We start from the raw sequence: 24397 nt of genomic DNA, 5'->3' as shown, positions 1-24397 counted from the left end.
TCCCATATCCCGTGCCTTCACGCCCAACGGGAGGAGAACTGACATGCTACTGGATCATGCCAACCAAACCTTCGATCAGTGCATCAAATGCACCGTCTGTACCGCCTACTGCCCGGTGGCCAAGGCCAACCCGGCCTACCCAGGCCCCAAGCAGGCAGGCCCGGATGGGGAGCGGCTGCGCATCAAGAGCCCCGAGCTCTTTGACAGCGCCCTCAAGTACTGCACCAACTGCAAGCGCTGCGAAGTGGCCTGCCCGAGCGGGGTGCGCATCGGCGACATCATCGCCAAGGCCAAGCACCAGTACAGCGGCTTCAAGCCGGGGATCCGCGAGTTTGTGCTCTCCCACACCGATCTGATGGGCAGTATGTCCACCCTGATGGCCCCGGTGGTCAACTTCACCACCGGCCTCAAGCCGATGAAGCTGGTGCTGGACAAGGCGCTGGGGGTCTCCTCCCACCGCGACCTGCCCAAATACTCCCAGGGCACCTTCCGCGGCTGGTACAAGAAGCAGAAAGCGAGTCAGGCCCGCTTCGAGCGCCAGATCGCCTACTTCCACGGCTGCTACGTCAACTACAACCACCCGCAGCTTGGCAAGGAGCTGGTGAAGGTGCTCAACGCCATGAACATCGGCGTCCAGCTGCTGGAGCGGGAGAAGTGCTGCGGCGTGCCGCTGATTGCCAACGGCTTCATGGACAAGGCCAAGCAGCAGGCGGCCTTCAACATCAAGCAGCTGGAGAACACCCTGCTCGGCAACGAGATGCCGCTGCTGGCCACCTCCTCCACCTGCGGCTTCACCCTGCGCGACGAATATCCCCATCTGCTGGAGCAGGACAACCACAAGGTGCGCGATCGCATCTCGCTGGTGACCCGCTTCCTGTGGAACGAGTTCTACAAGGGCAACAAGCCGGCGATGAAGCCGCTCAATCTGCACATCGCCTACCACACCCCCTGCCACATGGAGAAGATGGGCGGCGTCATCTATACCCTCGAGCTGCTGCGCGCCATCCCCGGGGTCAAGGTGACCGTGCTGGAGTCCCAGTGCTGCGGCATCGCCGGCACCTACGGCTTCAAGTCGGAGAACTACCAGACCAGTCAGGCCATCGGCGAAGGACTGTTTGATCAGATAAACCGGCTCAAGCCCGATCTGGTCATCACCGACTGCGAGACCTGCAAATGGCAGATCGAGATGAGCACACCGTTCCCTTGTGAACACCCCATCCACCTGCTGGCCAAAGCCTTGGCGTGAGAGGAGCACCTCCTTATCCACTGGTGAGCAAACACCAGATAGAAAAAGAGCCGGCTATTGCCGGCTCTTTTTACTGGATCATCGTTCGAATAGGCCATGGTATCCATGGACAGTCCACTGATTGAATCCGGCAATCAGGGGATCATCATGGCTCCCTTCCCCGATCTTAATAATGCATATCTATTCACAGGGAATTTTCTATCCCTAAATGAATACAGCTCGCGCCATTTGACGCACATTCCCTTGCAGGACGCGGGCTGGCGGGCCATGGCCGCCAGGGTGCGTGGTGCACCGCGTTAACAATGATGCAATAAGTTGAGTTTCCTCATAATTTAACCGGGGTCTCATTTCCGCTTGTTGCCTGCTCCGACAATTGATCTAGCGCAATCCCGCTCCCGATAAATCATCATTCGTTTTACCCATTTGGTAATATCCAGCTCGAGCAATCGCATAAATACATGGGTTTTATTCACTAATAACAATTAATCGGCCTGCCTGCTCCTGCCTAGTGCGGGGGCTGATGCCCACATCCAGGATGGAACGGTCAGGCTTGGCAATGAGATCGATTTGGGAGTGATGATCGTGAGTTCACACAACAGACAGACCAGGCTGGGCCTCGCCGCCCTGCTGCTTACCACCTGCCTTGGCACCAGCGGCTGGGCACAGGCGGCCGACGAGGCACAACCCAAGGGCAAGATCGAGGCGCGCAGCGAGCTGTTCGCCAAGGATCACGCCGATCAGTTCACCAGCTGGAAAGGCACCAGCGAGAGCAAGGAACGCACCGACGCCCTGGCGGAAGATCCGCAGATGGTGGTGCTCTGGGCCGGCTACCCCTTCTCCAAGGATTACAACAAGCCGCGCGGCCACTTCTATGCGCTGACCGACGTGCGGGAAACCCTGCGTACCGGCGCCCCCAAGACCGCCGAAGACGGTCCGTTGCCCATGGCCTGCTGGAGCTGCAAAGGCCCGGACGTGGCCCGCGTCATCGACGAGAAAGGTGAGGATGGCTACTTCAAGGGGATGTGGGCAAAAGGCGGACCCGAGATCGTCAACACCATCGGCTGCGCCGACTGCCACGACACCGCCTCGAAAGAGTTCAAGGAGGGGAAACCCGCCCTGCACCTCTCCCGTCCCTATGCCGACCGGGCCATGACCGCCATCGGCAAGCCGTTCAAGGAGCAGGGGCGCTTTGATCAGCAGTCCCAGGTGTGCGGCCAGTGCCACGTGGAGTACTACTTCAGCGGCCCCACCAAGGCGGTGAAGTTCCCCTGGGACAAGGGCACCACAGTGGAGCAGATGGAGCAGTATTACGATGAAATAGGCTTTGCCGACTGGACCCATGCCCTCTCCAAGACCCCCATACTCAAAGCCCAGCACCCCGAGTACGAGACCTGGCGCGCCGGCATTCACGGCCAGAACAACGTCGCCTGCGTCGACTGCCACATGCCCAAGGTGCAGAACGAGCAGGGCAAGGTCTACACCGATCACAAGGTAGGCAACCCCTTCGATCGCTTCGACCAGACCTGCCGCAACTGCCACACCCAGAGCAAGGAGATGCTGCAAGGGGTGGTCAAGCAGCGCAAGGATGCCGTCACCGAGATCAAGCTCAAAGTCGAGAAGCAGCTGGTGCACGCCCACTTTGAAGCCAAGGCCGCCTGGGATGCCGGCGCCACCGAGGCCGAGATGAAGGACATTCTGCAGGACATCCGTCACGCCCAATGGCGCTGGGACTTCTCCATCGCCTCCCACGGGGTGCAGATGCACGCCCCGGAAGTGGCGCTGCGCATGCTGGGAACCGCCCTGGACAAGGCCGCCGATGCCCGCACCAAGCTGGCACGCCTGTTGGCCGCCAAGGGGATCAGCCACGAGATCGCCATTCCTGACATTTCCAGCAAGGAGAAGGCCCAGGCCGCTCTTGGCATGGACATGAAGCAGATGAACAGCGACAAGGCCCAGTTCCTCAAGACCACAGTCCCCGCCTGGGATGCCGAGGCCAAAGCGGCCGGACGGCTCGCACAATGACGAGGCATGCGGGCCCGCAGTGTCGGGCCCGCAGCCGGATGGAGGCTTCCTATGGGTGATTTAACAATGGATTTCTTACGACTGATGCTGATGGCAGCCATGCTGCTGACCAGCCTGCAGGGTCAGGCAGCCGATGCGGCGAACGCCCCTGCGGCCCTCTCTGCCACACCTGTCTCTGCTACACATGAGGTGGAGTTTTTGCGCAATCCCGATGCCGCCTGTACCGACTGCCACAAGGAGCAGGCATACGGCATGCACGGCAAGCACGGCCAGGCGACCAACCCCAACAACCTGGCGCCGGTCACCTGCACCAACTGCCATGGTCAGCCCTCCCCCAAACACCGGGAAGGGGTCAAGGATGTGATGCGCTTTAGCGACAGCTTCAAGGACAAACAGAGTACCGAGAGCTACCCCATCGCCGAGCAGAACGGGGTCTGCATGAGCTGTCACGAGCCCAAACCGCTGCGCGAGGCACTCTGGGCCCACGACGTGCACGCCACCAAGCTCACCTGCACCAGCTGCCACCAGCTGCACCCGGCCAAGGAGCCCATGGTGGCGATCCCGGAGAAGTCCCGCATCAAGCTCTGCGTCGACTGCCACAGCAAGCAGCATGAGGCCGTCAAGGCGGCCAAGGCGAACACCACCTCGGGCAAGGAGGCACAATGAGCTGCTCTCGCCGTCACTTCATGGCGGGGATGAGCGCGGGGGCCCTCATCATGATGACGGGGGCTGCTCGTGCCAACACCCGCTCCCTTGCCACCACCCTCGCCCACAGCCAGACCATCGACGGGATCCGCTACGGCATGATCCACGACGAGACGGCCTGCATCGGCTGTACCGCCTGCATGGATGCCTGCCGGGAGGTGAATCAGGTGCCAGAGGGGGTCTCGCGCCTCGAGATCATCCGCTCCGGTCCCATCGGCACCTTCCCCGATGCCGAGTACCACTTCTTTCGCAAGTCCTGCCAGCACTGCGACAACGCCCCCTGCGTGCACGTCTGCCCGACCGGTGCCTCCCATATCCGCAAGGAGGATGGCATCGTCGACGTCAACCCGGATCTCTGCGTCGGCTGCATGTACTGTCTGGCCGCCTGCCCCTATCAGGTGCGCTTTATCAACCCTGTGACCAAGGTTGCCGACAAGTGCGACTTTTGCCGCAAGACCAACCTGGCGGCGGGCAAGGAGCCGGCGTGCGTGGAATCCTGCCCTACCAAGGCGCTGGTGTTCGGCAATCTGGATGACCCGGACAGCCCCATCGCCAAACGGCTGGTGAAGGAGACCACCTATCGCTACAAGCAGGCACTCGGCACCTCGCCCAAGATGTACCGCGTGCCCAAAGGGGAGATAAAGTCATGACCATGCAAGAGGCATTTCACTTCCCTTCACTTGTCTGGGACTGGCCCATCGCCATCTATCTCTTTCTGCTCGGCATCTCCGCCGGGGCCACCACCCTCTCGGTGCTGCTGCGCCGCAAGGGAGCCGGCAGCGAGAGCGGCATCATCAAGGCGACCGCCATTCTGGCGCCTGTGAGCGTGGTGCTGGGGTTACTGATCCTTATCTTCCACCTGGCCCGCCCCTGGACCTTCTGGAAGCTGATGTTCCACTACCAGTTCGACTCCGTGATGTCCATGGGGGTCATGCTGTTTCAGGTCTACATGGCGGTGCTGTTCGCCTGGCTGGCGGTGGTGTTTCGCTCCGAGATCGAGACCTTGCGCCGTCACCTGCTGCAAGAGAAGCTCGCCTTTGTGGATGGGCTGATCGCCCTGTTGGCACGCTTTGAGCGGCTGCTGGCGCCGCTCTTGCTGCTGCTCGCCGTGCTGTTGGGGGCCTACACCGGCTTTCTGCTGTCGGCGCTCAAGACCTATCCGCTGTTGAACAACCCGGTGCTGCCGGTGCTGTTCCTCATCTCCGGCGTCAGCTCCGGCATCGCTTCCACCATCTTGCTGGCGGTCACCCTGTTCAAGGAGAACCATCACAGCCAGGGGGTGAGCTTCGTGCACCGCTTTGAGCGGCCGGTGCTGGCGATGGAGGTGCTGCTGCTGGTCTGCTTCTTTACCGGCCTCTACTTCGGTGGCGGCCAGAAGGAGGCAGCCATGTGGGCCGCCATCGGCAGCGGCTTCTGGGCTCAGGTATTCTGGCTCGGGGTGGTGGGCATCGGCATGCTGCTGCCCCAGTTGCTGGCCCTGCTGGCCCCGGCGCCACTGCGGGCCAAAAACGGCTATCTGGTGCTGGTCTGCAGCCTGACCCTGGTGGGGATACTGCTGCTGCGCTACTTCGTGCTCTATGCCGGCCAAATGACGGTGGTATAAGAAACAGGTCACAAGCGCCAGCCGCCCTCGGGCGACTGGCGCTTATTTGTTGCGATGAGTTGTTGCGATTGATTGTTGCCAGAAATGTGGATGTTATCCCCCAGCGCCGGTACGGTGCAGACGCTGCGGCATAACATAGACGAATGATTGACTGGAGGTTGTGTGCTGGCGGAGCTCGGCTATCTCTCACTGTTGCTGGCGACCGGGCTCGCCCTGCTGCAAGGCACCCTGCCCTGGCTGGGGCTGCGGCTCGCCTCACGGCCGCTGCTCGGCTGCGCAGCACCGCTGGCCCTCCTGGTCGCGCTCCTGTTGTTGGCCGCCCTGCTGCTGCTCACCAGCTGTTTTGGCCTCGATGACTTCACCCTGGTCTATGTGGCCCAGCACGCCAACAGCGCCCTGCCGCTGGGCTTCAAGCTGGCGGCGGTGTGGGGCGGCCACGAGGGCTCCATGCTCTTCTTCGTCTTTGCGCTGGGGCTGTGGGGCGCGCTGGTGGCTCTTTGCTCCAAGCGGGTCGATCCGCTTATTACAACCCGGGTACTGGCCATCATGGGGCTGATCGTCGGGCTGTTCGGCCTCTATACCCTGATCTTCTCCAGCCCGTTTGACCGCCAGTTCCCGGGGCCGCTGGAGGGGCGCGATCTCAACCCCATGCTGCAGGATATCGGCCTCATCATCCACCCGCCCCTGCTCTATCTCGGCTATGTCGGCTTTGCGGTCAACTTCGCCTTCGCCATGGCGGCGCTGCACTCGGGTCGGCTCGATGGCGCCGTGGCCCACTGGAGCCGCCCCTGGGCGCTCGGCTCCTGGGTGTTTCTCACCGCCGGCATCCTGCTGGGCTCCTGGTGGGCCTACTACGAGCTCGGCTGGGGCGGCTGGTGGTTCTGGGATCCGGTGGAAAATGCCTCCCTCTTGCCCTGGCTGCTCGGTACCGCCCTGCTGCACGCCCTGGTGGTGTGCGAGAAGCGCGGCGCTTACGGTCACGCCGTGTTGCTGCTCTCCATCTTTACCTTCTCCTTGAGCCTGCTCGGCACCTTCGTGGTGCGCTCCGGGGTGCTCACCTCGGTGCACGCCTTTGCGGTGGACCCCAGCCGCGGCCTCACCCTCTTGTTGCTGCTCGGCTTGCTATTGACCTGCGCCCTCACCCTGTTTGCCCTGCGGGCCGACATTCGCGCCCCCTATGCCCGCTTTGGCTTGCTGTCAAAAGAGGGGCTGCTCGGCGCAGCCATCCTGTTGCTCAGCGTGGCCTGCGCCAGCGTGCTGCTCGGCACCTTCTACCCCATGGTGTTCCAGTCGCTCCATCTGGGCTCACTCTCGGTGGGCGCCCCCTATTTCAATACCATCTTCGTGCCGCTGGCCCTCTGCCTGATGGCGCTGATGACCCAGCTGCCGCGCCTGCGCTGGCAACATCTGGCAGCCCAGCGCCGCATCAAGGTGCTGCTCCCATGCCTGTTCGGCCTGCTGGGGGGCGCCTTGCTGAGCCTCGCCTATCCCGAACCGCTGCGGGCCGGCTGGCTGGGGCTCGCGGCCAACGTGCTGAGCCTCTGGCTGATGGCCAGCCTGCTGCTCCCGCTCTTGCAGCCGACGTCGCTGCGCGCGCTCACCCTCAATCGGTTCGGCAGCCTGCTGGCCCACCTCGGGGTGGCGGTGTGCGCCCTCGGTATTGCGCAGGTGAGTCACCACAGCCAGGAGGGGGGCGCCGTGCTCGCCGCAGGCCAGCCCTATCGGCTCGGCGCCTTCGAGTTTCGCTATGAGGGGAGCGAGCCGCTCATCGGCCCCAACTACACCGCCGAGCGCATCACCTTGAGCGTGCATAAGGACGGTAAAGAGGTCGCCAGGCTAACCCCGGAGCGGCGTCACTATAGCGTGCGCACCATGAACATGAACGAACCCGGGATCAAATGGGGATTGCTCGGCGATCTCTACGTGGTGCTTGGCGAGAAGATGGGTCCCGGCGCCTATGCCATGCGGCTGCACTACAAGCCGCTGGTACGCTGGATCTGGCTCGGCGGCCTGTTGATGATGGCGGGCGGCGCCCTGCGCCTGCTCGCCCGCCGGCCGCTGCTGGCTAGCCATCCTGCGCCAGCTCCCCCCCCCTACCCTCGGCTTGAACAGGAGTCCTTATGAACGCTCGTCTGCGCCTGTTCGTGCCGCTCGTGCTCACCCTGGGGCTCGGTGCCCTGCTCTGGCTCGGCCTTGGCAACAACCCCTACAGCCAGGATGAGGCCGTCCCAGGGCGTACTCTGCCTGCCTGGCAGAGTGATGATCTGCTTGGCGGCGCCCCCATCTACACCGCGGCGCTCAAGGGGGAGCCCTTCGTGCTCAACGTCTGGGCCAGCTGGTGCCCCAACTGCCGCGCCGAGCATCCGCTGCTGGGTGAGCTGGCCAGCGCCGTGCCCCTCTATGGCCTCAACTACCGGGACAAGGGGGACGCAGCCCGCGCCTGGCTCACCGAGGCGGGCAACCCCTATCGTGCCGTGCTGGCCGACCCCGACGGCCGACTCGCCCTGGAGCTCGGCGTCTATGGCACGCCGGAAACCTATCTCTTCGCCGGCGACGGTACCCTGCTGACCCGTCATACCGGCCTGCTCACCCGGGAGATCTGGCAACGCCAGTTTGCCCCCCTGCTTGCAAAGGCCCGCAGCAACATCGCTAGCCAGCCCGAAGTGGAGAGAGAAGTAAAGAGACAAGTGCAGGAGAGCAAGCCATGAGCCGCCTCGGCCACGCCCTGATCGCGCCGCTCTTGCTGGCCTTGAGCCTCGGGGCCCTTGCCAGCGGGGTCGACACCTATGAGTTTCGCCACCCCGAGCGGCAGACCCGCGCTCAGGAGCTGGCCCGCGCCCTGCGCTGCCCCCAGTGCCAGAACCAGAACCTGGTGGAGTCCAACTCCCCCATCGCCCGGGATCTGCGGCTCGAGGTCTACCGCTGGGTGGACGAGGGACAGTCTGATGAGCAGGTGATCGCCCGCATGACGGAGCGCTTCGGCGATTTCGTGCGCTACGATCCCCCCTTCAAGCGCAGCACGGCCCTGCTGTGGGGCGGCCCCGCCCTCTTGCTGCTGCTGGCACTCAATCGCCTGCGCAGGAGTCTGCATCGCCGGCAACCGGCGCGGGTACCGCTTATTGGCGACAGAGCCGAAGGGATGCTCGCCCACGACCCCAGGGCCGAGCTGAACCGGCTGATCATGGCCGAGCAGCAGGCGGGGCTTGCCCCCCACAGCCGCCTCTACCGGGAGCTGGAGCTGGCCCGCCTCGCCAACGCCACCCCACCTGCCGAGCAGGCCCTGCGCGAGCGGCTGACCAAGGACCGCACCGCCCATCCGCTGCCCTGGCTGCGGTCATGGATACTGCTTGGAGCCCTGCTGCTGGCGCTGATGGCCGGCATTTATGCCGGCACCGGCCGCTATCAGGCGTGGCAGGCTTATCAGTCGCGCCCCGATCCGCTGGCAGGATTGAGCCCGCGGGATCTGCAGGACAAGGAGCTGGGCGCCCTGCACCAGCGCCTGCAAGCCAACCCCGCCGATCTCGACGGCTGGGCGGCGCTCGGCCAGCTCTATCTCTATCGGGACGAGTACGCCAACGCCCTGCTCGCCTACCAGCGCCTCGCCCTGCAAGAGGGGGGCGCCAGCGCCGCGACCCAGGCCGCCCAGGCGACCGTGCTCTACTACCAGGCGGGCCAGCAGCTGACCCCCGAGGCGCTGCGCCTGCTCGATAGCGCGCTCAAGCAGGACAAGGGCGAGGTGAGCGCCCTGATGCTGCTCGCCTCCGATCACTTCCTGCACGGCCGCTACTCCCAGGCCATCGCCCTCTGGCAGCAGTTGCTGGACGAGGAGCGCCCCCGCATCAACCGGGCCGCGCTGATCGAAGCGATCCAGACCGCCCGCATGATGGGAGGCTGACCGCACGCGTGATTGGGGCTGAATGCCCCTGTCACGTTTGGCCCGCACAAACGCCGCCGGCAGGGAAATCACTTGCCAACCTCCCGTCGGCGGCCGAACAATAGGCGTCCATTGAACCTGTTTTTGGAGCCGCTCCCATGATCCCCATTCGCTGTCACGCCGTCTCCGGCGTCGCGCTCTCCACCGGCCAGGGCGAGACCAGGTTGCTGATGATGAAACGGGTCAAGGGCGGCTTCTGGTGTCATGTGGCGGGCACGGTCGAGGCGGGGGAAACCGGTTGGCAGACCATAGTGCGCGAATTTCGCGAGGAGACCGGCATCGTCGTGCACGAACTCTACAACGGCCAGTATCTGGAGCAGTTTTACGAGCACGCCACCAACACCGTCTATCTGGTGCCGGTGTTTGTGGTCTACTGCCCGCCAAGGCAGGCGGTGACCCTCAATCACGAGCACACCGAGTACCGCTGGTGCAGCCTGACCGAAGCCAAGGCGCTGGCAGGCTTCCCCGGCCAGCAGGCACTCTATGATCACCTCTGGCACTACTTTGTCGAAAACAGCCCCTCGGCGCTGATGCGGGTGGCCATGGCACCATAGCGGACGCATGCCAAGAGCTCTGCCGTTATCCCCTTGATCCTGTGATGATCCACATCCGGCCATGGCGACCATCAGCACATGTTGCCGGCCCTGATCAGGCCGTTTTCAGCAGAGATGATCACCCAGAATGAACGAGAGGAAGGAAACAAACAGCAGAGAGAGGTAAAAGGGTGACTATCTGGCGGCCAGGGGGCGCCGCCAGCCGCGCGCCGCGACCAGGTTCCCCACTCCTGCCCACCCCATAGTTACTCGTATGAAGCCACCCATAGCCGCCATTGCCGTTATTTCAAGGTGCGCCATCCCATAAAATTGAAATATCGGGCCATTAGACGTTGTGAAGCGTCAATTACCGTCATATAACTTAGCCAAATATCCCTGTCAGCCGTACGGTAGCGTCAAATCATGATTACTCGCCCTTTTCTTACCCTGTTGCTCGGTGCCTTCCTTGTTCCCGTCAGCATGGAGAGCGCCCAGGCCAATCCGTTTTCAGCCCAGTCCCACTCCCCCAACAGCTTTCTGGAGCAGCGCAACGATCTGGCGCTGAGCTCCGCCGCCTTCGTGGTGGCCAACCCGCGTACCGGTGAAGTGCTGTCGGAGCGCAACGCCAACCGGGTGATGCCGATAGCCTCCATCACCAAGCTGATGACTGCGCTGGTGGTGCTCGATGCCAATCAGCGGCTCTCCGAAATGCTGACCGTCACCATGGCCGACGTGGATCGCCTCAAGGGTACCGGGTCGCGGCTGGCGGTGGGCTCGCGCCTGAGCCGGGCCGACATGCTGCACATCGCCCTGATGTCGTCGGAAAACCGCGCCGCCTCGGCGCTGGCCAGAAACTACCCGGGTGGCCAGCGCGCCTTCATCGAGGCGATGAACGCCAAGGCCCGCATGCTCGGCATGTGGAGCACCCAGTTCTCCGACAGTACCGGCCTCACCCCTCGCAACGTCTCCAGCGCCCACGATCTCGCCAAGCTGGTGGCGGCGGCATCCACCTATCCGCTCATTCGCCAGTACTCCTCCACCGAGGAGCGCATGGTGCGCAACGGCAAGCGCCAGTTGCACTACCTCAACTCCAACCGGCTGGTGCGCGAAGGGAGCTGGCCCATCTCCCTCTCCAAGACCGGCTATATCCGCGAGGCGGGTCGCTGCCTGGTGATGGCCACCCAGATCAACCGCGAGCCGGTGATCATGGTGCTGCTCAATGCCGATACCCCCAATGCCCGGGTGGCCGATGCCAAGCGGATCAAATCCTGGCTGGAGACTTCCGGTCGCATGAGCCTGACCGCCCAGTCCACTCCCCAGACCAAGCTGTTCAGCAGCCAGTAACGCTCCCGACCATCCTCGTCAAAAAAGCCCCCGCATCCAGGTGCGGGGGCTTTTGTTGTTGAGCCTTGTGAACAAATCCGCTGGCTACGACGCCAAAGTGCTGGCAATCAGACCGGCTTGAGCCGCGCGGTGAAGTGACGCAGCAGCGGCGGCTCGTAGTCGAAGGTGAGCCCGCGAATGTCGCTGGCCCGCGCTTTCACCGCGATCAGGCAGTCGGCCACATAGTCCATGTGATCCCGGGTGTAGACCCGGCGCGGAATGGTGAGCCGCAACAGCTCGAAATCCGCCGCCTCCTGCTTGCCGGTGGCGGGATCACGCCCGAGCAGCAGGGAACCTATCTCCACCCCGCGCACGCCTCCTTCCAGATAGAGCTCGCAGGCGAGCGCATGGGCCGGGAACTGCTCGGCCGGAATATGGGGCAGCAGTTTTTTGGCGTCGACAAACACCGCATGGCCGCCAGTGGGGGTCTGGATCGGGATGCCCGCCTCGGCCAGCCGCTCGCCGAGATAAGCCACCTGACCGATGCGATAAGTCAGATACTCCTCATCCATCCCCTCGCGCAGGCCGATGGCAAGCGCCGCCATGTCCCGTCCGGCGAGGCCGCCATAGGTGACAAACCCCTCCATCGCCACGCAGCGCACCTGCACCGCGCGAAACAGGTCGAGATCCTCTTTAAAGCAACAGAGCCCGCCTATATTGACCAACCCGTCCTTCTTGGCCGACATGGTGAAGATATCCCCCAGCGCGAACATCTGGCGCACTATCTCCTTGATGCTGCACTTGGCATAGGCCGGATCCCGCTCCTTGATAAACCAGGCGTTCTCGGCGAAGCGGGCGGCGTCGATCACCACCGGAATATGGTGGCGACGGGCCAGCTCGGAGACCGCCTCCATATTGGCCATGGAGACCGGCTGACCGCCGGCGCTGTTGCAGGTGACCGTGATGATGATGCCGGCCACGTTATCGGCCCCCAGGGTCTCGATGGTGTCGCTCAGGCGAGGGAGATCAAAATCCCCCTTCCAGGCGTAGGGGGCCGTGGTGTCTAGGGCCTTCGGGGTGAGCAGGTTGATGGCCCGCGCCCCAGCCAACTCCACGTGGGCCTTGGTGGTGTCGAAGTGGTAGTTGGAGATGAAGACCGGCGCCTTGCCCTGGCAACGCTTGACCAGCTCGGGGAAGAGGATCTGCTCCGCCCCGCGCCCCTGGTGGGTGGGCATCACATGCTGGTAGCCAAAAATCTCGCGCACCGCGTGCTCCAGCTCGACGAAGTTGCGGCTGCCCGCATAGGCTTCGTCCCCCATCATGATGCCGGCCCACTGGCGATCGGACATGGCACCGGTACCGCTGTCGGTCAGCAGATCGATATAGACATCCTCGGCCAGCAACAGGAAGGGGTTCCAGCCAGCGGCCTCGAGGGCGGCGCGGCGCTCGGCGCCAGTGGTCTGTTTGATGGGCTCGACCATCTTGATACGAAACGGCTCGGGTATACGACGCATAAAAGACTCCTCACCGGCGCAACGCCAGTGTGTTTGAAATCGGGATTGGCAAAGAGGCCGGGACGATCAGGGTCGTCCGGCTGACAAATTCAAACGGCGGGTGCCGCCAATCAGCGGTGAGGAAAGTCGAGGGTCAGAATGGGATCCCGGGTGTACCAGTGGGCGAGCAGGCAGGCTGCCCGGGGCGTAGCTGTCACGATTGGCATCACTCCCCTCCATGTCGGTTGTAAACAGTCGGTGGCCAATAAGATCCATTGATGGGTGCTGCCAGCAGGTAGCCTCGCCACGTTAACGGCAGGTTAATTGGCAGACAAGAGGCGCACCGCCGGGCTGTGCGCCTGCTCACAAAGCGTCCACTCATCCGACTCGATACGGGTAACAGTGATCCCCCCAGCTCCCAGCTTCGTTAAGCTGTTATCCCGTTGACTTGACCCTGTTCACGCCGCCCCCTTGCCAACCATCGGAAGTCCCATGCATCGCAAAGCCCATCTGCCCGAGAAGATCTGCCCCGTCTGCCAACGTCCCTTCAGCTGGCGGCGCAAGTGGGCAAATTGCTGGGAGGAAGTGCGCTACTGCAGCGAGCGCTGTCGCCGCGCTCGTCACCGCAGCCAGCAACCTGAGGGGGAGCCCGTCTGATGGAGCTGCGCCTCGTGCTCGGCGATCAGCTGAACGCCAGTCACAGCTGGTTTCGCACACCGGATCCTGCTGCCTGTTATCTGATGGCGGAGCTGCGCCAGGAGACCGACTACTGTCGCCACCATCGCCAGAAGGTGCTGGCCTTCTTTGCCGCCATGCGCGCCTTCGCGGCGGCCCTTGGCAAAGCGGGCCACCGGGTCTGTTACCTGACCCTTGATGAGAGCGCCCGCTGGCCCGACTTGCCCAGCCTGCTGGCAGCTCAGATCGCGGCGCATCAGGCCGACAGCGTTGCCTGGCAGAGCCCGGACGAGTGGCGCCTCGCCAGCCAGCTGCAAGCATGGGCGGCGGGCCTCGCCATCCCTGCCACCGAGGTGGAGAGCGAACATTTTCTCACCCCCCGCGATGGCTGGCAGCGCTACCCCCACAGCCGGATGGAGTTCTTCTACCGCGCCCTGCGAAAGCAATACAGGGTGCTGCTCGATGAGCGCGGCCAACCCCTTGGTGGGCGCTGGAATTTTGATGACGAGAACCGCGCCAAGCTGCCGGAGCGTCAGCCGATCCCGGCCCCCCTCACCTTTGTCAACGAGGTGAGCGACATCGATGCCATGCTGACCCGCCACGGGGTCAGCACCATCGGCGAGGCGGATGCCAGCAGCCTGCCCTGGCCCATCAACCGGCGTCAGAGCCGCGAGCTGCTGGCCCATTTTCTGGCGCACTGCCTGCCCCACTTTGGCCGCTATCAGGATGCCCTGAGCGAGCGGGGCTGGAGCCTGTTTCACAGCCGCCTGTCATTTTCCCTCAACAGCAAAATGCTCCACCCGCTCGAGGTGATCCGCGCCGCCGAAGCCCACTGGCAGGCCAATCAGGCCGCCATCACCCTGGCGCAAGTGGAGGGCTTTATTCGCCAGATCCTCGGCTGGCGCGAGTTCGTGCGAGCCCTCTACTGGGCAAAGATGCCCGACTATCGGCGCACCAATTTTCTGGGGGCCAAGCAGCCGCTACCCGGCTTTTTCTGGAGTGGCGAAACCAAGATGGCCTGCGTGCGCCACGCCATTGGCCAGTCTCTGGAGCACGCCTACGCCCACCATATCCAGCGGCTGATGGTGACCGGCAACTTTGCCCTGCTGGCGGGGATCGATCCTGACGAGGTGGATGCCTGGTATCTCGGCATCTATGTGGATGCCATCGAGTGGGTGGAGCTGCCCAACACCCGCGGCATGAGCCAGTTTGCCGATGGCGGCCTGATGGGCAGCAAGCCCTACGCCAGCAGCGGCGCCTATCTCGAGCGGATGGGCCACTACTGCAAGGGGTGCCACTATCAGGTCAAATCCCGCCACGGCGACGGGAGCTGCCCCTTCAACAGCCTCTACTGGCACTTTTTGTGGCGCAACCGGGACAAACTTGGCAGCAATCCCCGCCTCGCCCTCCCCTATGCCAACTGGGATGGCCAGGCCGCCGAACAGCAGCACGCCATCCTGGCGACGGCGGAGCAGTACCTGATCCGGCTGGAGCAGCTCTGACTGCCACAGCTAATGCCAACAAGTCCACACTTTTCAACATTGAAAACCAGTTAAATAAATGTAAATAGATATATATCCCAATTATATCTACACCAGTTGAATATCCTGTGGCGGCTGATTAAGGTGAGGGCCCCAGTCAAGGAGAGACAAGATGGACATAGTGGTACTCGGTGGTGGCGTGGTCGGCGTGACCAGCGCCTGGTATCTGGCCAAGGCGGGTCACAAGGTGACGCTGCTGGAGCGGCGTGACGGGGTGGCCCTTGAAACCAGCCACGCCAATGCCGGCCAGATCTCCCCCGGTTACGCGGCCCCCTGGGCGGCCCCCGGTATTCCCCTCAAGGCCGCCAAGTGGCTGCTGCAAAAGCATGCCCCCTTCACGGTGCGACCGACCTCGGATCCCTTCCAGCTGCGCTGGATGCTGAAGATGTTTGCCAACTGCACCCCGGCGGCCTATGCGGCCAACAAGGGGCGCATGGTGCGGCTGGCCGAATACAGCCGCGACTGCATGAAGCTGCTGCGCGACGAGCTGAGCATCGATTATGAAGGGCGCCAGCTCGGCACTCTGCAGCTGTTTCGCAGTCAGGCCCAGCTCGATGCCAGCAAGCGCGACATCGAGGTGCTGGAAGAGTACGGCGTGCCCTACCAGTCCCTCGATGCCGCTGGCTGTGAAGGGGCAGAACCGGCACTGGCCCGGGTACGTGGCAAGATAGTGGGCGGCCTGCGCCTGCCGGGCGATGAGACCGGCGACTGCTTCCGCTTCACCAAGGCCATGGCAGCAGAAGCGCAGCGACTGGGGGTCAAGTTCGTGTTCAACTGCGCCATCGACGAGATCGAGCTGGCACAGGGACGCGCCGTGGCGGTACGGGCCGGTGAGCAGCGCTTCAAGGCCGACGCCATCGTCTGTGCCCTCGGCAGCTATGCCACCGGGTTCCTGCGCCCGCTCGGGCTCGATCTGCCCGTCTACCCGGTCAAGGGCTACTCCCTCACCCTGCCGATGATCAACGCCGAGGCCTCGCCGCGCAGTACCGTGCTGGACGAAACCTACAAGGTGGCCATCACCCGCTTCGATGAGCGGATCCGGGTGGGCGGCATGGCGGAGCTGTCGGGCTACAACCTGGCCCTCAACCCGAAACGGCACGACACCCTGGCCATGGTGGTCGGCGATCTCTTCCCCGAGGGGGGCGACATCAGCCGCGCCGACTTCTGGACCGGGCTGCGCCCCATGACGCCGGACGGCACCCCGCTGGTGGGCCCAAGCCCTATCCCCGGGCTCTGGCTCAACACCGGCCATGGCACCCTGGGCTGGACCATGGCGGCGGGCTCGGGCCAGCTGCTGTGCGATCTCATCAGCGGCAGTGACACCGCCATCAGCGACGAAGGGCTTACCCTGGCCCGCTACGGCTGAGCCTTCTCCTCCGTCTCTTCCCGTTTCATCCCAAAGAGGGAGTGCCTGGCACTCCCTCTTGTTTTGACCCCAGTTTGTTTTGACCGCAGTTTGTTTTGACCCAAGCGCGGTTTATTCAGCCTCTGCCGCCGCCCCGCCCGGCATCAGGACGGGCCACGCCTGCCACACTCTGGCGGGATCCGGCTCGGCGATGGCGCTCGCCACCAGTTGCTGCAGCCAGTGGCGATGGAGCAGCCAGATGGGATCTCCCAGGCGCCCCTGCTCCTTGGCGCACTGCTTGACCACATCCGCCGTCCGGTAGAAGTAGCGGATCAGGGTGGTGAGCTCGGGGTCGGGCCAGCGGCAGCCAAAATGGCGCAGCCGCTCATGCCAGAATGCCAGCTGGCCGCGCTCGTGCTCCTGCTCGACCCTGTGCAGGGCCGGGATGAGATCCATCGCCTGCCACAGGGCCCCGTAGCCGGCGAAGCGCTCATCCAGCGCGTCCAGCGCCTGATCCAGCATGGCCAGGGTCTGCGGCCAGTTGTCGACCTGCTGGCGGATCGCCGCCTGCGCCTCGCACACCGCCGCCAGCCAGTCCATCGCCAGCCGGCAGATGATCGCCTCCTTGTTGGGATAGAGGTGATAGAGCGACTTGATGCCCACCCCGGCGCGGGCGGCGATGGCATTGGTGTTGAGCGCCGCGAACCCCTGCTCCCGCAGCAACGCCAGGGTGGCCTGCTCGATGCGGGTCGCCACCTCCTGACTGCGCTGCTGCCGCGGCTGACGCCGCATGCAGAGCCCCTCTGGCAATGCGTGTTCCGCCATTGCGTCTCTCCCTCCATGGTCACCGAGTCTCATCACTACATGATGAGACAGACTCAACACAAGTCAAAAAAAATGCAGCAATTACTGGCATTTTCCGGCACAGCTGCAATAAACAAATGTGCTCATATTTGCAGTAATCACTGCAATCATACAAGGAGAGCACGCAATGGATGGCAAACAACACAACCACCGCCGGGGGCTTGTCGCCCTGCTGATGACAGTCCTGCTCGGCGGCTGCCAGCAGGACAACCGCTCGCAGGAACCGACCAGCACCCTCTACTTCAACGGCAAGATTTACACCCAGGACGGCCAGCGCAGCCTGGCCGAGGCCATGGTGGTCGAGGATGGCAAGTTCCGCTATGTCGGCTCGCGCCAGGGGGCCGAACCCTTCATGACCAGCGCGACCCGCCAGGTGGATCTGCAGGGGCGCATGGTGCTGCCGGGGCTGCACGACAACCACATCCACCTGCTTGGCACCGTGGCCCTGCCCATGTGCGATCTGGATGGCCAGGCCGTCGATCTCGATCAGCTGGCTGCCAAGGTCAAGGCGTGCCTGCCCCGCTACGCCGGGCAGCCGGGCGAGTGGCTGGTGGTCAATCAGTGGTCCCCCTATGACGGCAATACCCCGACCGCGAGCCATGCCACCCTGCTGGCCGCCCTGGATGCCGTGGCGCCGGACAATCCGGTGGTGCTGCTCGGGGCGGACGGTCACGCCAGTGCCTACAACTCGCAGGCGCTGGCCAGCGCCGAAGATCAGGATGGCAATCAGGTGGGCTTCAACCCCGCCACATTGGCGCCGGGCGGGGTGTTCGAGCGGTTCATCCCCTATGTGGACTTGACCAGCGGCGTCATCCGGGAGGGGGCCCGCAGCGCCATCCCGGTGCCGGACAGCGGGGTACTGAGCGCCAGTGACGAGCGGGCCGCCGCCCAGTACGAGCAGATCCTGCCGGCCATCGCCACCCTGATGGCCTCGCGCGGCATCACCGGCGTGCAGGACGCCTGCGCCACCGACTTCATCCGCCAGCGCCTGCTCAGCATGCAGGCACGGGGGCTGCTGCAGATGCGCATCACCGCTGCCACCTGCTTTCACGAGGATGACTACAGCGGCAAGCTGGACATCGAGGGCCACCTGGCCAAGGCCACTCAGGTCAGAAACGCCTTTGCCGGCAACCCGCTGATCAAGGCCGATGCGGTCAAGATCTTCCTCGACGGAGTGCTGGAGGGAGATCCCTTCACCGCGCCGCCTTTCCTGCCCAACGCCGGCATGCTGGAAAACTACCAGAATCCCCATCTGGCGCTGGATCAGGACAGCGGCCGGGTCACCATCACCGCCGACAGCGAAGACGCCGGCAGCAACGGCATCGTCAACTACCGGGAGGCGGATCTGAAGCGCTACGTCACCGCGCTGGACGGGGCGGGTTTTGGTATCCACATGCACAGCATCGGTGATCGCAGCACCCGGGTCGGGCTCGATGCGCTGGCCGCCGCCCGCGCCAGCAACGGCGACCGAGGCATCCCCCACACCCTGGCCCACCTGCAGGTGGTGCACCCGGACGATCAGCGCCGCCTCGGCGAGCTCGGCCTCTACCTCACCTTCACCTATGCCTGGACCACGCCCCAGCTCGCCTACGACATGCTGGTCACCCCCTTCATCCAGCCAACCAGGGCCGGCCAGTCCCTGAGCGAGGCGCTCTACGATCCGCTGGGCTATCTGCAGCAGGCCCTCTATCCGGTCGAGAGCAGCCGCAAGGCGGGCGCCATCCTGGTGGCGGGCAGCGACGCGCCGGTCGACAGCCGGGATCCCCGCCCGTTTGAAAACATGGCCGCCGGTATTGTGCGGGCGGCCGGCAGCGACGATGCATTTCGCGCCAGCCAGCGCATCTCGCTGGCCGAGATGCTGGCCGCCTACACCATCAACGGCGCCAGGGCGGTGCGTCAGGGGGAGATCACCGGCTCCATCGAGGCAGGCAAATCCGCCGACTTCATCGTGCTCGACCGGGATCTGTTCGCCCTGGTCGAGGCCGGCACCCCAGAGCAGATTGCCGACACCCAGGTCGAACAGACCGTGTTTCAGGGCAACACCATCTACCCGGCCCCCTGAGCCAAGCCGCAGACAACAAAAAGGCCCCGCGAGGGGCCTTTTTTATGGACTGACCGATGCGCCGGTTTCACCCTGCGCCGGATGCAGCGCCAGGTTGAACAACGCTGCCACCATGTCCGACTGGGTCAGGATCCCCACCAACTGCTCGCCATCCACCACCGGCATGTGGTGCAGGCCGCCATCGGAGAAGGCGCCCACCAGATCGTAGAGCGGCTGATAGCGGCGGGCGGTCGACACGTGGCGGGTCATCAGATCCGCGACCCGCAACTCGGCTAGGTCCGCGGCGCCTCGCGGCTGTTGCAGCGCCCGGTCGATCATCAGGTCATGCAGGGTGATGATGCCGGTCAGCCGGCCGGTCTCGTCCACCACCGGCAGCGCCTTCACCTGATGGTGGGAGAGCAGTTGCCAGGCCGCCATGGCCGGCTGCTGCGCCGCTATCAGGATCAGATCCCGCGACATCACGTCCTGCACCCGCACCGTGCCCACCCTGGCCCGCAGGGCGTGCAGCTGGGCCTCCTGCAACAGCGCCTGCAGATCCTGGCGGCTGATGTCGAGCAGCTCGCCGTGCTTTTCCAGCGCAAAGTCGATGTCCGCCGCCTGGGTCGCCACCCGCTCGCTCGGCTGGGGATCGGCGGTCTGGTGGCGGTTGGGCTGTGCCTGACCGCTGTTGGGGTAACGGCGCCCCAGCAGCCGGTTGTAGCAGAGTGCCAGTAGCAGCAACAAGAGCGAATTGAGCAGCACCGGCAGCAGCACATAGCCGACCCCGAGCTGGCGGATCTCCTCGCCGCCGATAACCGCAGTCAAGGCCACGGCGCCGCCGGGCGGATGCAGGCTGCGGGTGAGAAACATGGCGGCGATGGCCAGCATCACGGCAAGGGCCGCAGCCAGTGCCGGATCCGCCACCAGGCTGGCACTCAGCACCCCCATCAGCGCCGAGACCCCGTTGCCCACCACGATGGACCAGGGCTGGGCCAGCGGGCTGGCCGGCGCGGCAAACAACAGCACGGCGGAGGCCCCCATGGGGGCGATTAGCCAATGAACCTCAAGCCCCAGCCCCCACCGACACAAGAGGGCGGTACCCAGCAGCCCGACGAAGGCGCCCAGGGCGCCGTAACAACTCTCTTTGATACTGGTATTGGTGGATACCGGAAAAAAATCCCTGAACTGCATGGGGCTCCTGCGCGGATAACATTTATTTCAAATACGCAATTTTAACGGTATCCCCTCGCCCAATACCACAGCCAGATGCAGCCAGCCCCTCTTATTTGGTGACGTGCGGCCTCATGGGAGTCACTCCGCCATCCCTCTGCTCCCCGCGCTCGTCACAAAACTGTGATGCAGCAACAAATTCTTACAAAAAAGCCGCCGACACACCCCTTTCCCTCTTCTCTTAACACGTCCTTAAGAATCGCAGTGTCATCTTGAGCTCATCTTCATGCACGGAGCCACTACTTATGAGCACCATCAGAGATGCCCTTCGCCGCTTCGACGGCCAGCGCCGCTGCTGGACCGCCGGGCTGGAGCGGGCCGCCCTCGCCTGGCTCGCGCGTCAAGGCCGACTGCCGGCGAGCAGCCAGCCTCCCCAGCGGATCCTGGTCATTCGCAGTACCTGCCGCATCGGCAACAACCTGTTTTTGCTGCCCTTCTTGCAAAAGGTGCGCAGCGCCCACCCCCAGGCCGAGATAGAGCTGGTGTGCAGCGGCGGCCAGCTGCTCCCCTTCCTGGCCGATCTGCAGTTGCAGCGCATTCATCCGGTCAAGCTGCAGGGCAAGCGGCTGCTGGCCTCCCTGTCGGTGCTGTGGCGGCTGCGCCGTCAGCACTACGATCGGGTCTACGTGCCCTTTGCCTCCAGCACCGATCACCTGATCGCCGGCTGGGTCAAGGCCCGCGAGAAGCTGGGCTTTGACGATGCCAAGGGCGATGCCCTGTTCCCCCAGCCCCTCACCCCCAACCAGCACTGCCATTACGCCCACCAGCCGCTGCAACTGCTCGGCATGCACGGCCATCTCGCCGATCAGATTGAGCTCGGCAGCTTGCTGCACAGCGCCAGCCCACGGCTGGTGGCACTCAGGCACGACTACCCGGCGCGGCCGCTCATCGGCTTTTTCACCGGGGCCCGCAAGGGCAAGGGGCTCTCTCTGCCCCAGTGGCAACGACTGCTCGGGGATCTGCGCCGCCACTACCCCAGCGCCCTGCTGATCCAGCTCGAGGATCCCGCCGATCCCCAGCCCCCGCTCGGGGACGTGCAGGTCTCCCTCGCCAGCCTGAGCGAGCTGGCCCGCTTTGCCGGTGGCCTCTCCCTCTTCGTCAGCGGCGACACCGGGCCGCTGCACCTGGCTGCCGCCAGCGGCGTACCCTGTCTCGGTCTCTTTACCCAGACCGATCCCGCCCGCTACGGCTGCCTCGGCGCCCAGCACCTCAATCTGGTGATCGGTGATCGCAATGCCATCCCCCTCGATCACCATTGGCTGGCCGAAGCGCTGGCGAGGGAGCCCATGCCGCAGCAGCTGCCGAGTGCCCCCTCGCCCGTCCCAAGCCCGGGGCTTGCCAGCGGCGCCTTTGTCGTCACCCTCTGAGGGGCTTCAACCAACAAAAAAAGAGGGAAGGCTTGCGCCTTCCCTCGTTCGTTATGCCCGTACTCTCTTGTTGTTTGCTGATGCTTTTCAGGCCAGTTCGGCGCGCAGCGCCTTGGTGGCATCGACCATCACCTTGAGGGCCGCCTCGGTCTCTTCCCAGCCGCGGGTCTTGAGGCCGCAATCCGGGTTGACCCACAGCCGCTCGGCCGGGATCTGCTTGGCCGCCTTGCGCAGCAGGCTTTCAATCCAGCTCTGGCTCGGCACGTTCGGCGAGTGGATGTCGTAGACGCCCGGACCGATTTCGTTGGGGTAGTTGAAGCGCTCGAACGCTTCGAGCAGCTGCATCTGGCTGCGGCTGGTCTCGATGGTGATCACGTCCGCATCCAGCGCCGCCACCGCCTCGATGATGAGGTTGAAGTCGCTATAGCACATGTGGGTGTGGATCTGGGTGCTGTCCGCCACCGGGCTTGCGCTCAGACGGAAGGCCCGCACCGCCCAGTCGAGATAAGCCTGGTGATCCTGTTTGCGCAGGGGCAAGCCCTCACGGATCGCCGGCTCGTCGATCTGGATGATCTTGATGCCGGCGGCTTCGAGATCTGCCACCTCGTCGCGAATGGCCAGGCCAATCTGCAGGGCGGACTGCTCGCGGCTCACGTCTTCGCGCGGGAAGGACCAGCAGAGGATGGTCACCGGACCGGTCAGCATGCCCTTGACCGGCTTGTCGGTCAGGCTCTGGGCAAACTTCGTCCACTCAAGGGTCATGGGGGTCGGCCGGTCGATGTCGCGGGTGATCACCGGCGGCTTGACGCAGCGCGAGCCATAGCTCTGTACCCAGCCGAAGCGGGTGATGGCAAAGCCATCCAGCAGCTCACCGAAATACTCCACCATGTCGTTGCGCTCGGCTTCACCGTGCACCAGCACGTCCAGCCCGATGGCCTCCTGGCGCAGGATGGCATCCTTGATCTGGGCCTGAATGCCCGCCTCATAGGCACTGTCGTCGATGCGGCCAGCCCGCCAATCCTGACGCAGCACCCGAATTTCCGAGGTCTGCGGGAAGGAGCCGATGGTGGTGGTCGGCAACAGCGGCAGCTTGAGATCCGAGCGCTGCGCCTCGGCCCGCACCGGATAGGCGCTCTGGCGGTCGAAATCGCTGTTGGTGAGGCTGGCGAGCCGTGACTGCACCGCCTTCTTGTGGACCCGGCTGTCGGACTCCCGATCCACGATGGGCTGGCTGTAGGCAGTGATCTTGTCCAGCTCCCCGCCATTGAGATGGTCAGCCAGCAGCCCCAGCTCGTAGCATTTTTGCAGGGCGAAGGCGAACCAGCTACGAGTCTGGGCATCCAGCTCCAATTCGAGGGTCAAGTCCACCGGGCTGTGCAGCAAGGAGCAGGAGGAGGCCACCCAGAGCCGCTCGCCGAGCCTGGCCTTCAGTGCTTTCAGGGTCGGTACCAGCTTGGCCAGGTTGGCACGCCAGACGTTGCGACCGTTGATGACCCCGGCCGAGATGACCCACTGGGCCGGCAGGTGCGGGACCAGGGTCTCCAGCTGCTCGGGCGCCGCCACCAGATCCAGGTGCAGGCCGTCCACCTTCAGGCTGGTGATGATGTCGCGCTGATGGGCCACCGAACCGAAATAGGTGGTGAGCAGCAGCTTGCAGGGGCCGGCCAGACGCTCATAGGCGTTGAGATAGGCGAGGCGCCACTCGTCCGGCAAGTCCAGCGCCAGCGCCGGCTCGTCGATTTGTACCCACTCCACCCCCTGGGCGGCCAGTTTCGCCAGGATCTCCTGATAGACGATGAGCAGGCGGTCGAGCAGCTCGAGGCGGGAGAAGCCGCTCTCTTTCTCCTTGCCAAGCCAGAGGTAGGAGACAGGCCCCAGCAGCACCGCCTTGACCGGCAGCCCCAGCGCCTTGGCCTCTTCCACTTCGTCAAACAGCTGGCTCCAGCCCAGTTTGAAGCGCTGGTCGCGGCTGAACTCGGGCACCAGGTAGTGGTAGTTGGTGTTGAACCACTTGGTCATCTCGGCGGCGGCGGCGGCCGGGCCGGTCGGCGCACGGCCACGGGCGACCCGGAACAGGGTATCGAGATCGGTGTCGCCATGACGGTGGCGGGCGGGGATGGCATCCACCAGCAGGCTGGTGCCGAGCACCTGATCGTACCAGGCGAAGTCGCCCACCGGCAGCAGGGTCACACCGGCCTGTTGCTGGGCCTGCCAGTGACGCTCACGCAGGCTCTTGCCGGTGGCGATGAGTTCGGCCTGGCTGGTCTCGCCGCGCCAGTAGGATTCGAGGGCAAATTTCAGCTCACGCTTGGCGCCGATACGGGGAAAGCCCAGGGTGTGTGCGCAGGTCATAGGTTCCATTCCTTATGCTCGTTCATCTGATGGTGAACTGGATGATTTAGCCATCCAGATGTTTACACATCCAAAATGACAAGATAAGGTGGCGTTGGCTATTGAATCCTTTTCAACTGGCTC

Annotated in this window: 19 protein-coding genes; 15 read left to right on the top strand and 4 right to left on the bottom strand. The window is 64.2% G+C overall.

Annotated features, from left to right (window positions below):
• The first annotated feature begins 43 nt into the window (after positions 1–43).
• From glpC to pbpG, 10 genes are all read left to right on the top strand, one after another.
• Positions 44–1246 carry an anaerobic glycerol-3-phosphate dehydrogenase subunit GlpC gene (glpC, locus tag OKC44_RS08415; RefSeq protein WP_270812241.1) on the top strand — a complete coding sequence of 401 codons (1203 nt, stop codon included), beginning with the start codon at positions 44–46 and terminating at the stop codon, positions 1244–1246.
• Between the two features lie 576 nt (positions 1247–1822).
• Positions 1823–3268 carry an ammonia-forming nitrite reductase cytochrome c552 subunit gene (nrfA, locus tag OKC44_RS08410; RefSeq protein WP_270812239.1) on the top strand — a complete coding sequence of 482 codons (1446 nt, stop codon included), beginning with the start codon at positions 1823–1825 and terminating at the stop codon, positions 3266–3268.
• Between the two features lie 51 nt (positions 3269–3319).
• A complete protein-coding gene (gene nrfB, locus OKC44_RS08405) occupies positions 3320–3934 on the top strand; it encodes a cytochrome c nitrite reductase pentaheme subunit (RefSeq protein ID WP_011706296.1) in 615 nt (204 codons plus the stop codon).
• On the top strand, positions 3931–4623 hold the full coding sequence (gene nrfC, locus OKC44_RS08400) for a cytochrome c nitrite reductase Fe-S protein (protein WP_130632454.1): 693 nt from the start codon (positions 3931–3933) through the stop codon (positions 4621–4623). Before nrfB ends, nrfC begins: the two co-directional genes overlap by 4 nt.
• On the top strand, positions 4620–5576 hold the full coding sequence (gene nrfD, locus OKC44_RS08395; protein WP_270812235.1) for a cytochrome c nitrite reductase subunit NrfD: 957 nt from the start codon (positions 4620–4622) through the stop codon (positions 5574–5576). The genes nrfC and nrfD overlap by 4 nt, the downstream gene beginning before the upstream one ends.
• A 162-nt stretch (positions 5577–5738) precedes the next feature.
• Positions 5739–7700, top strand: coding sequence for a heme lyase NrfEFG subunit NrfE (nrfE, locus tag OKC44_RS08390; protein WP_270812232.1), 1962 nt, complete (start codon positions 5739–5741; stop codon positions 7698–7700).
• Positions 7697–8284 carry a DsbE family thiol:disulfide interchange protein gene (locus tag OKC44_RS08385; protein ID WP_270812230.1) on the top strand — a complete coding sequence of 196 codons (588 nt, stop codon included), beginning with the start codon at positions 7697–7699 and terminating at the stop codon, positions 8282–8284. Before nrfE ends, OKC44_RS08385 begins: the two co-directional genes overlap by 4 nt.
• Positions 8281–9471 carry a heme lyase NrfEFG subunit NrfF gene (nrfF, locus tag OKC44_RS08380; RefSeq protein WP_270812228.1) on the top strand — a complete coding sequence of 397 codons (1191 nt, stop codon included), beginning with the start codon at positions 8281–8283 and terminating at the stop codon, positions 9469–9471. The genes OKC44_RS08385 and nrfF overlap by 4 nt, the downstream gene beginning before the upstream one ends.
• 137 nt (positions 9472–9608) lie before the next feature.
• Complete coding sequence (locus OKC44_RS08375) at positions 9609–10064, top strand: NUDIX hydrolase (RefSeq protein ID WP_270812226.1); 456 nt, start codon at positions 9609–9611, stop codon at positions 10062–10064.
• 402 nt (positions 10065–10466) lie between these two features.
• On the top strand, positions 10467–11387 hold the full coding sequence (gene pbpG, locus OKC44_RS08370; RefSeq protein ID WP_011706303.1) for a D-alanyl-D-alanine endopeptidase: 921 nt from the start codon (positions 10467–10469) through the stop codon (positions 11385–11387).
• Between the two features lie 107 nt (positions 11388–11494).
• On the opposite strand, the gene OKC44_RS08365 is transcribed toward pbpG, so the two are convergent.
• Complete coding sequence (locus OKC44_RS08365; protein ID WP_270812224.1) at positions 11495–12880, bottom strand: tryptophanase; 1386 nt, start codon at positions 12878–12880, stop codon at positions 11495–11497.
• A 471-nt stretch (positions 12881–13351) separates the two neighbouring features.
• On the opposite strand from OKC44_RS08365, the gene OKC44_RS08360 reads away from it, so the two are divergent.
• From OKC44_RS08360 to OKC44_RS08350, 3 genes are all read left to right on the top strand, one after another.
• Entirely contained in the window at positions 13352–13516 is a 165-nt protein-coding gene (locus OKC44_RS08360) for a DUF2256 domain-containing protein (protein ID WP_270812223.1), read from the top strand.
• Positions 13516–15036, top strand: coding sequence for a cryptochrome/photolyase family protein (locus tag OKC44_RS08355; RefSeq protein ID WP_270812221.1), 1521 nt, complete (start codon positions 13516–13518; stop codon positions 15034–15036). The genes OKC44_RS08360 and OKC44_RS08355 overlap by 1 nt, the downstream gene beginning before the upstream one ends.
• 151 nt (positions 15037–15187) lie before the next feature.
• The gene (locus OKC44_RS08350; RefSeq protein ID WP_270812218.1) at positions 15188–16441 is read left to right on the top strand and encodes a D-amino acid dehydrogenase; all 1254 of its coding nucleotides are present in this window, start codon (positions 15188–15190) and stop codon (positions 16439–16441) included.
• A gap of 111 nt (positions 16442–16552) precedes the next feature.
• On the opposite strand, the gene OKC44_RS08345 is transcribed toward OKC44_RS08350, so the two are convergent.
• Positions 16553–17245: a TetR/AcrR family transcriptional regulator gene (locus OKC44_RS08345; protein ID WP_270812216.1), complete on the bottom strand. Its 693-nt coding sequence runs from the start codon at positions 17243–17245 to the stop codon at positions 16553–16555.
• A gap of 166 nt (positions 17246–17411) precedes the next feature.
• On the opposite strand from OKC44_RS08345, the gene OKC44_RS08340 reads away from it, so the two are divergent.
• A complete protein-coding gene (locus OKC44_RS08340; protein WP_270812214.1) occupies positions 17412–19346 on the top strand; it encodes an amidohydrolase in 1935 nt (644 codons plus the stop codon).
• A 42-nt stretch (positions 19347–19388) separates the two neighbouring features.
• On the opposite strand, the gene OKC44_RS08335 is transcribed toward OKC44_RS08340, so the two are convergent.
• The gene (locus tag OKC44_RS08335) at positions 19389–20516 is read right to left on the bottom strand and encodes an HPP family protein (RefSeq protein WP_270812213.1); all 1128 of its coding nucleotides are present in this window, start codon (positions 20514–20516) and stop codon (positions 19389–19391) included.
• Between the two features lie 284 nt (positions 20517–20800).
• Between OKC44_RS08335 and OKC44_RS08330 the strand changes: the two genes are divergently transcribed.
• Positions 20801–21922 carry a glycosyltransferase family 9 protein gene (locus OKC44_RS08330; RefSeq protein ID WP_270812212.1) on the top strand — a complete coding sequence of 374 codons (1122 nt, stop codon included), beginning with the start codon at positions 20801–20803 and terminating at the stop codon, positions 21920–21922.
• 87 nt (positions 21923–22009) lie between these two features.
• Here the strand turns inward: OKC44_RS08330 and metE are convergent, their stop codons facing one another.
• Entirely contained in the window at positions 22010–24274 is a 2265-nt protein-coding gene (gene metE, locus OKC44_RS08325) for a 5-methyltetrahydropteroyltriglutamate--homocysteine S-methyltransferase (RefSeq protein ID WP_270812211.1), read from the bottom strand.
• Positions 24275–24397 lie beyond the last annotated feature (123 nt).

Source organism: Aeromonas sp. S41-2 (genome assembly GCF_027705845.1).
In the GTDB taxonomy this organism is placed as follows: Bacteria; Pseudomonadota; Gammaproteobacteria; order Enterobacterales; family Aeromonadaceae; genus Aeromonas; species Aeromonas hydrophila.
The sequence above is the reverse complement of the archived record's forward strand: the minus strand, read 5'-3'. Positions and strand labels throughout refer to the sequence as shown.

What these genes read in the sequence shown, in the direction of transcription:
- glpC (WP_270812241.1), top strand. Translation starts at nt 44, where the DNA reads ATGCTACTGGATCATGCCAACCAAACCTTCGATCAGTGCATCAAATGC.
- nrfA (WP_270812239.1), top strand. Translation starts at nt 1,823, where the DNA reads ATGATCGTGAGTTCACACAACAGACAGACCAGGCTGGGCCTCGCCGCC.
- nrfB (WP_011706296.1), top strand. Translation starts at nt 3,320, where the DNA reads ATGGGTGATTTAACAATGGATTTCTTACGACTGATGCTGATGGCAGCC.
- nrfC (WP_130632454.1), top strand. Translation starts at nt 3,931, where the DNA reads ATGAGCTGCTCTCGCCGTCACTTCATGGCGGGGATGAGCGCGGGGGCC.
- nrfD (WP_270812235.1), top strand. Translation starts at nt 4,620, where the DNA reads ATGACCATGCAAGAGGCATTTCACTTCCCTTCACTTGTCTGGGACTGG.
- OKC44_RS08385 (WP_270812230.1), top strand. Translation starts at nt 7,697, where the DNA reads ATGAACGCTCGTCTGCGCCTGTTCGTGCCGCTCGTGCTCACCCTGGGG.
- nrfF (WP_270812228.1), top strand. Translation starts at nt 8,281, where the DNA reads ATGAGCCGCCTCGGCCACGCCCTGATCGCGCCGCTCTTGCTGGCCTTG.
- OKC44_RS08375 (WP_270812226.1), top strand. Translation starts at nt 9,609, where the DNA reads ATGATCCCCATTCGCTGTCACGCCGTCTCCGGCGTCGCGCTCTCCACC.
- pbpG (WP_011706303.1), top strand. Translation starts at nt 10,467, where the DNA reads ATGATTACTCGCCCTTTTCTTACCCTGTTGCTCGGTGCCTTCCTTGTT.
- OKC44_RS08365 (WP_270812224.1), bottom strand. Translation starts at nt 12,880, where the DNA reads ATGCGTCGTATACCCGAGCCGTTTCGTATCAAGATGGTCGAGCCCATC.
- OKC44_RS08360 (WP_270812223.1), top strand. Translation starts at nt 13,352, where the DNA reads ATGCATCGCAAAGCCCATCTGCCCGAGAAGATCTGCCCCGTCTGCCAA.
- OKC44_RS08355 (WP_270812221.1), top strand. Translation starts at nt 13,516, where the DNA reads ATGGAGCTGCGCCTCGTGCTCGGCGATCAGCTGAACGCCAGTCACAGC.
- OKC44_RS08350 (WP_270812218.1), top strand. Translation starts at nt 15,188, where the DNA reads ATGGACATAGTGGTACTCGGTGGTGGCGTGGTCGGCGTGACCAGCGCC.
- OKC44_RS08345 (WP_270812216.1), bottom strand. Translation starts at nt 17,245, where the DNA reads ATGGCGGAACACGCATTGCCAGAGGGGCTCTGCATGCGGCGTCAGCCG.
- OKC44_RS08340 (WP_270812214.1), top strand. Translation starts at nt 17,412, where the DNA reads ATGGATGGCAAACAACACAACCACCGCCGGGGGCTTGTCGCCCTGCTG.
- OKC44_RS08335 (WP_270812213.1), bottom strand. Translation starts at nt 20,516, where the DNA reads ATGCAGTTCAGGGATTTTTTTCCGGTATCCACCAATACCAGTATCAAA.
- OKC44_RS08330 (WP_270812212.1), top strand. Translation starts at nt 20,801, where the DNA reads ATGAGCACCATCAGAGATGCCCTTCGCCGCTTCGACGGCCAGCGCCGC.
- metE (WP_270812211.1), bottom strand. Translation starts at nt 24,274, where the DNA reads ATGACCTGCGCACACACCCTGGGCTTTCCCCGTATCGGCGCCAAGCGT.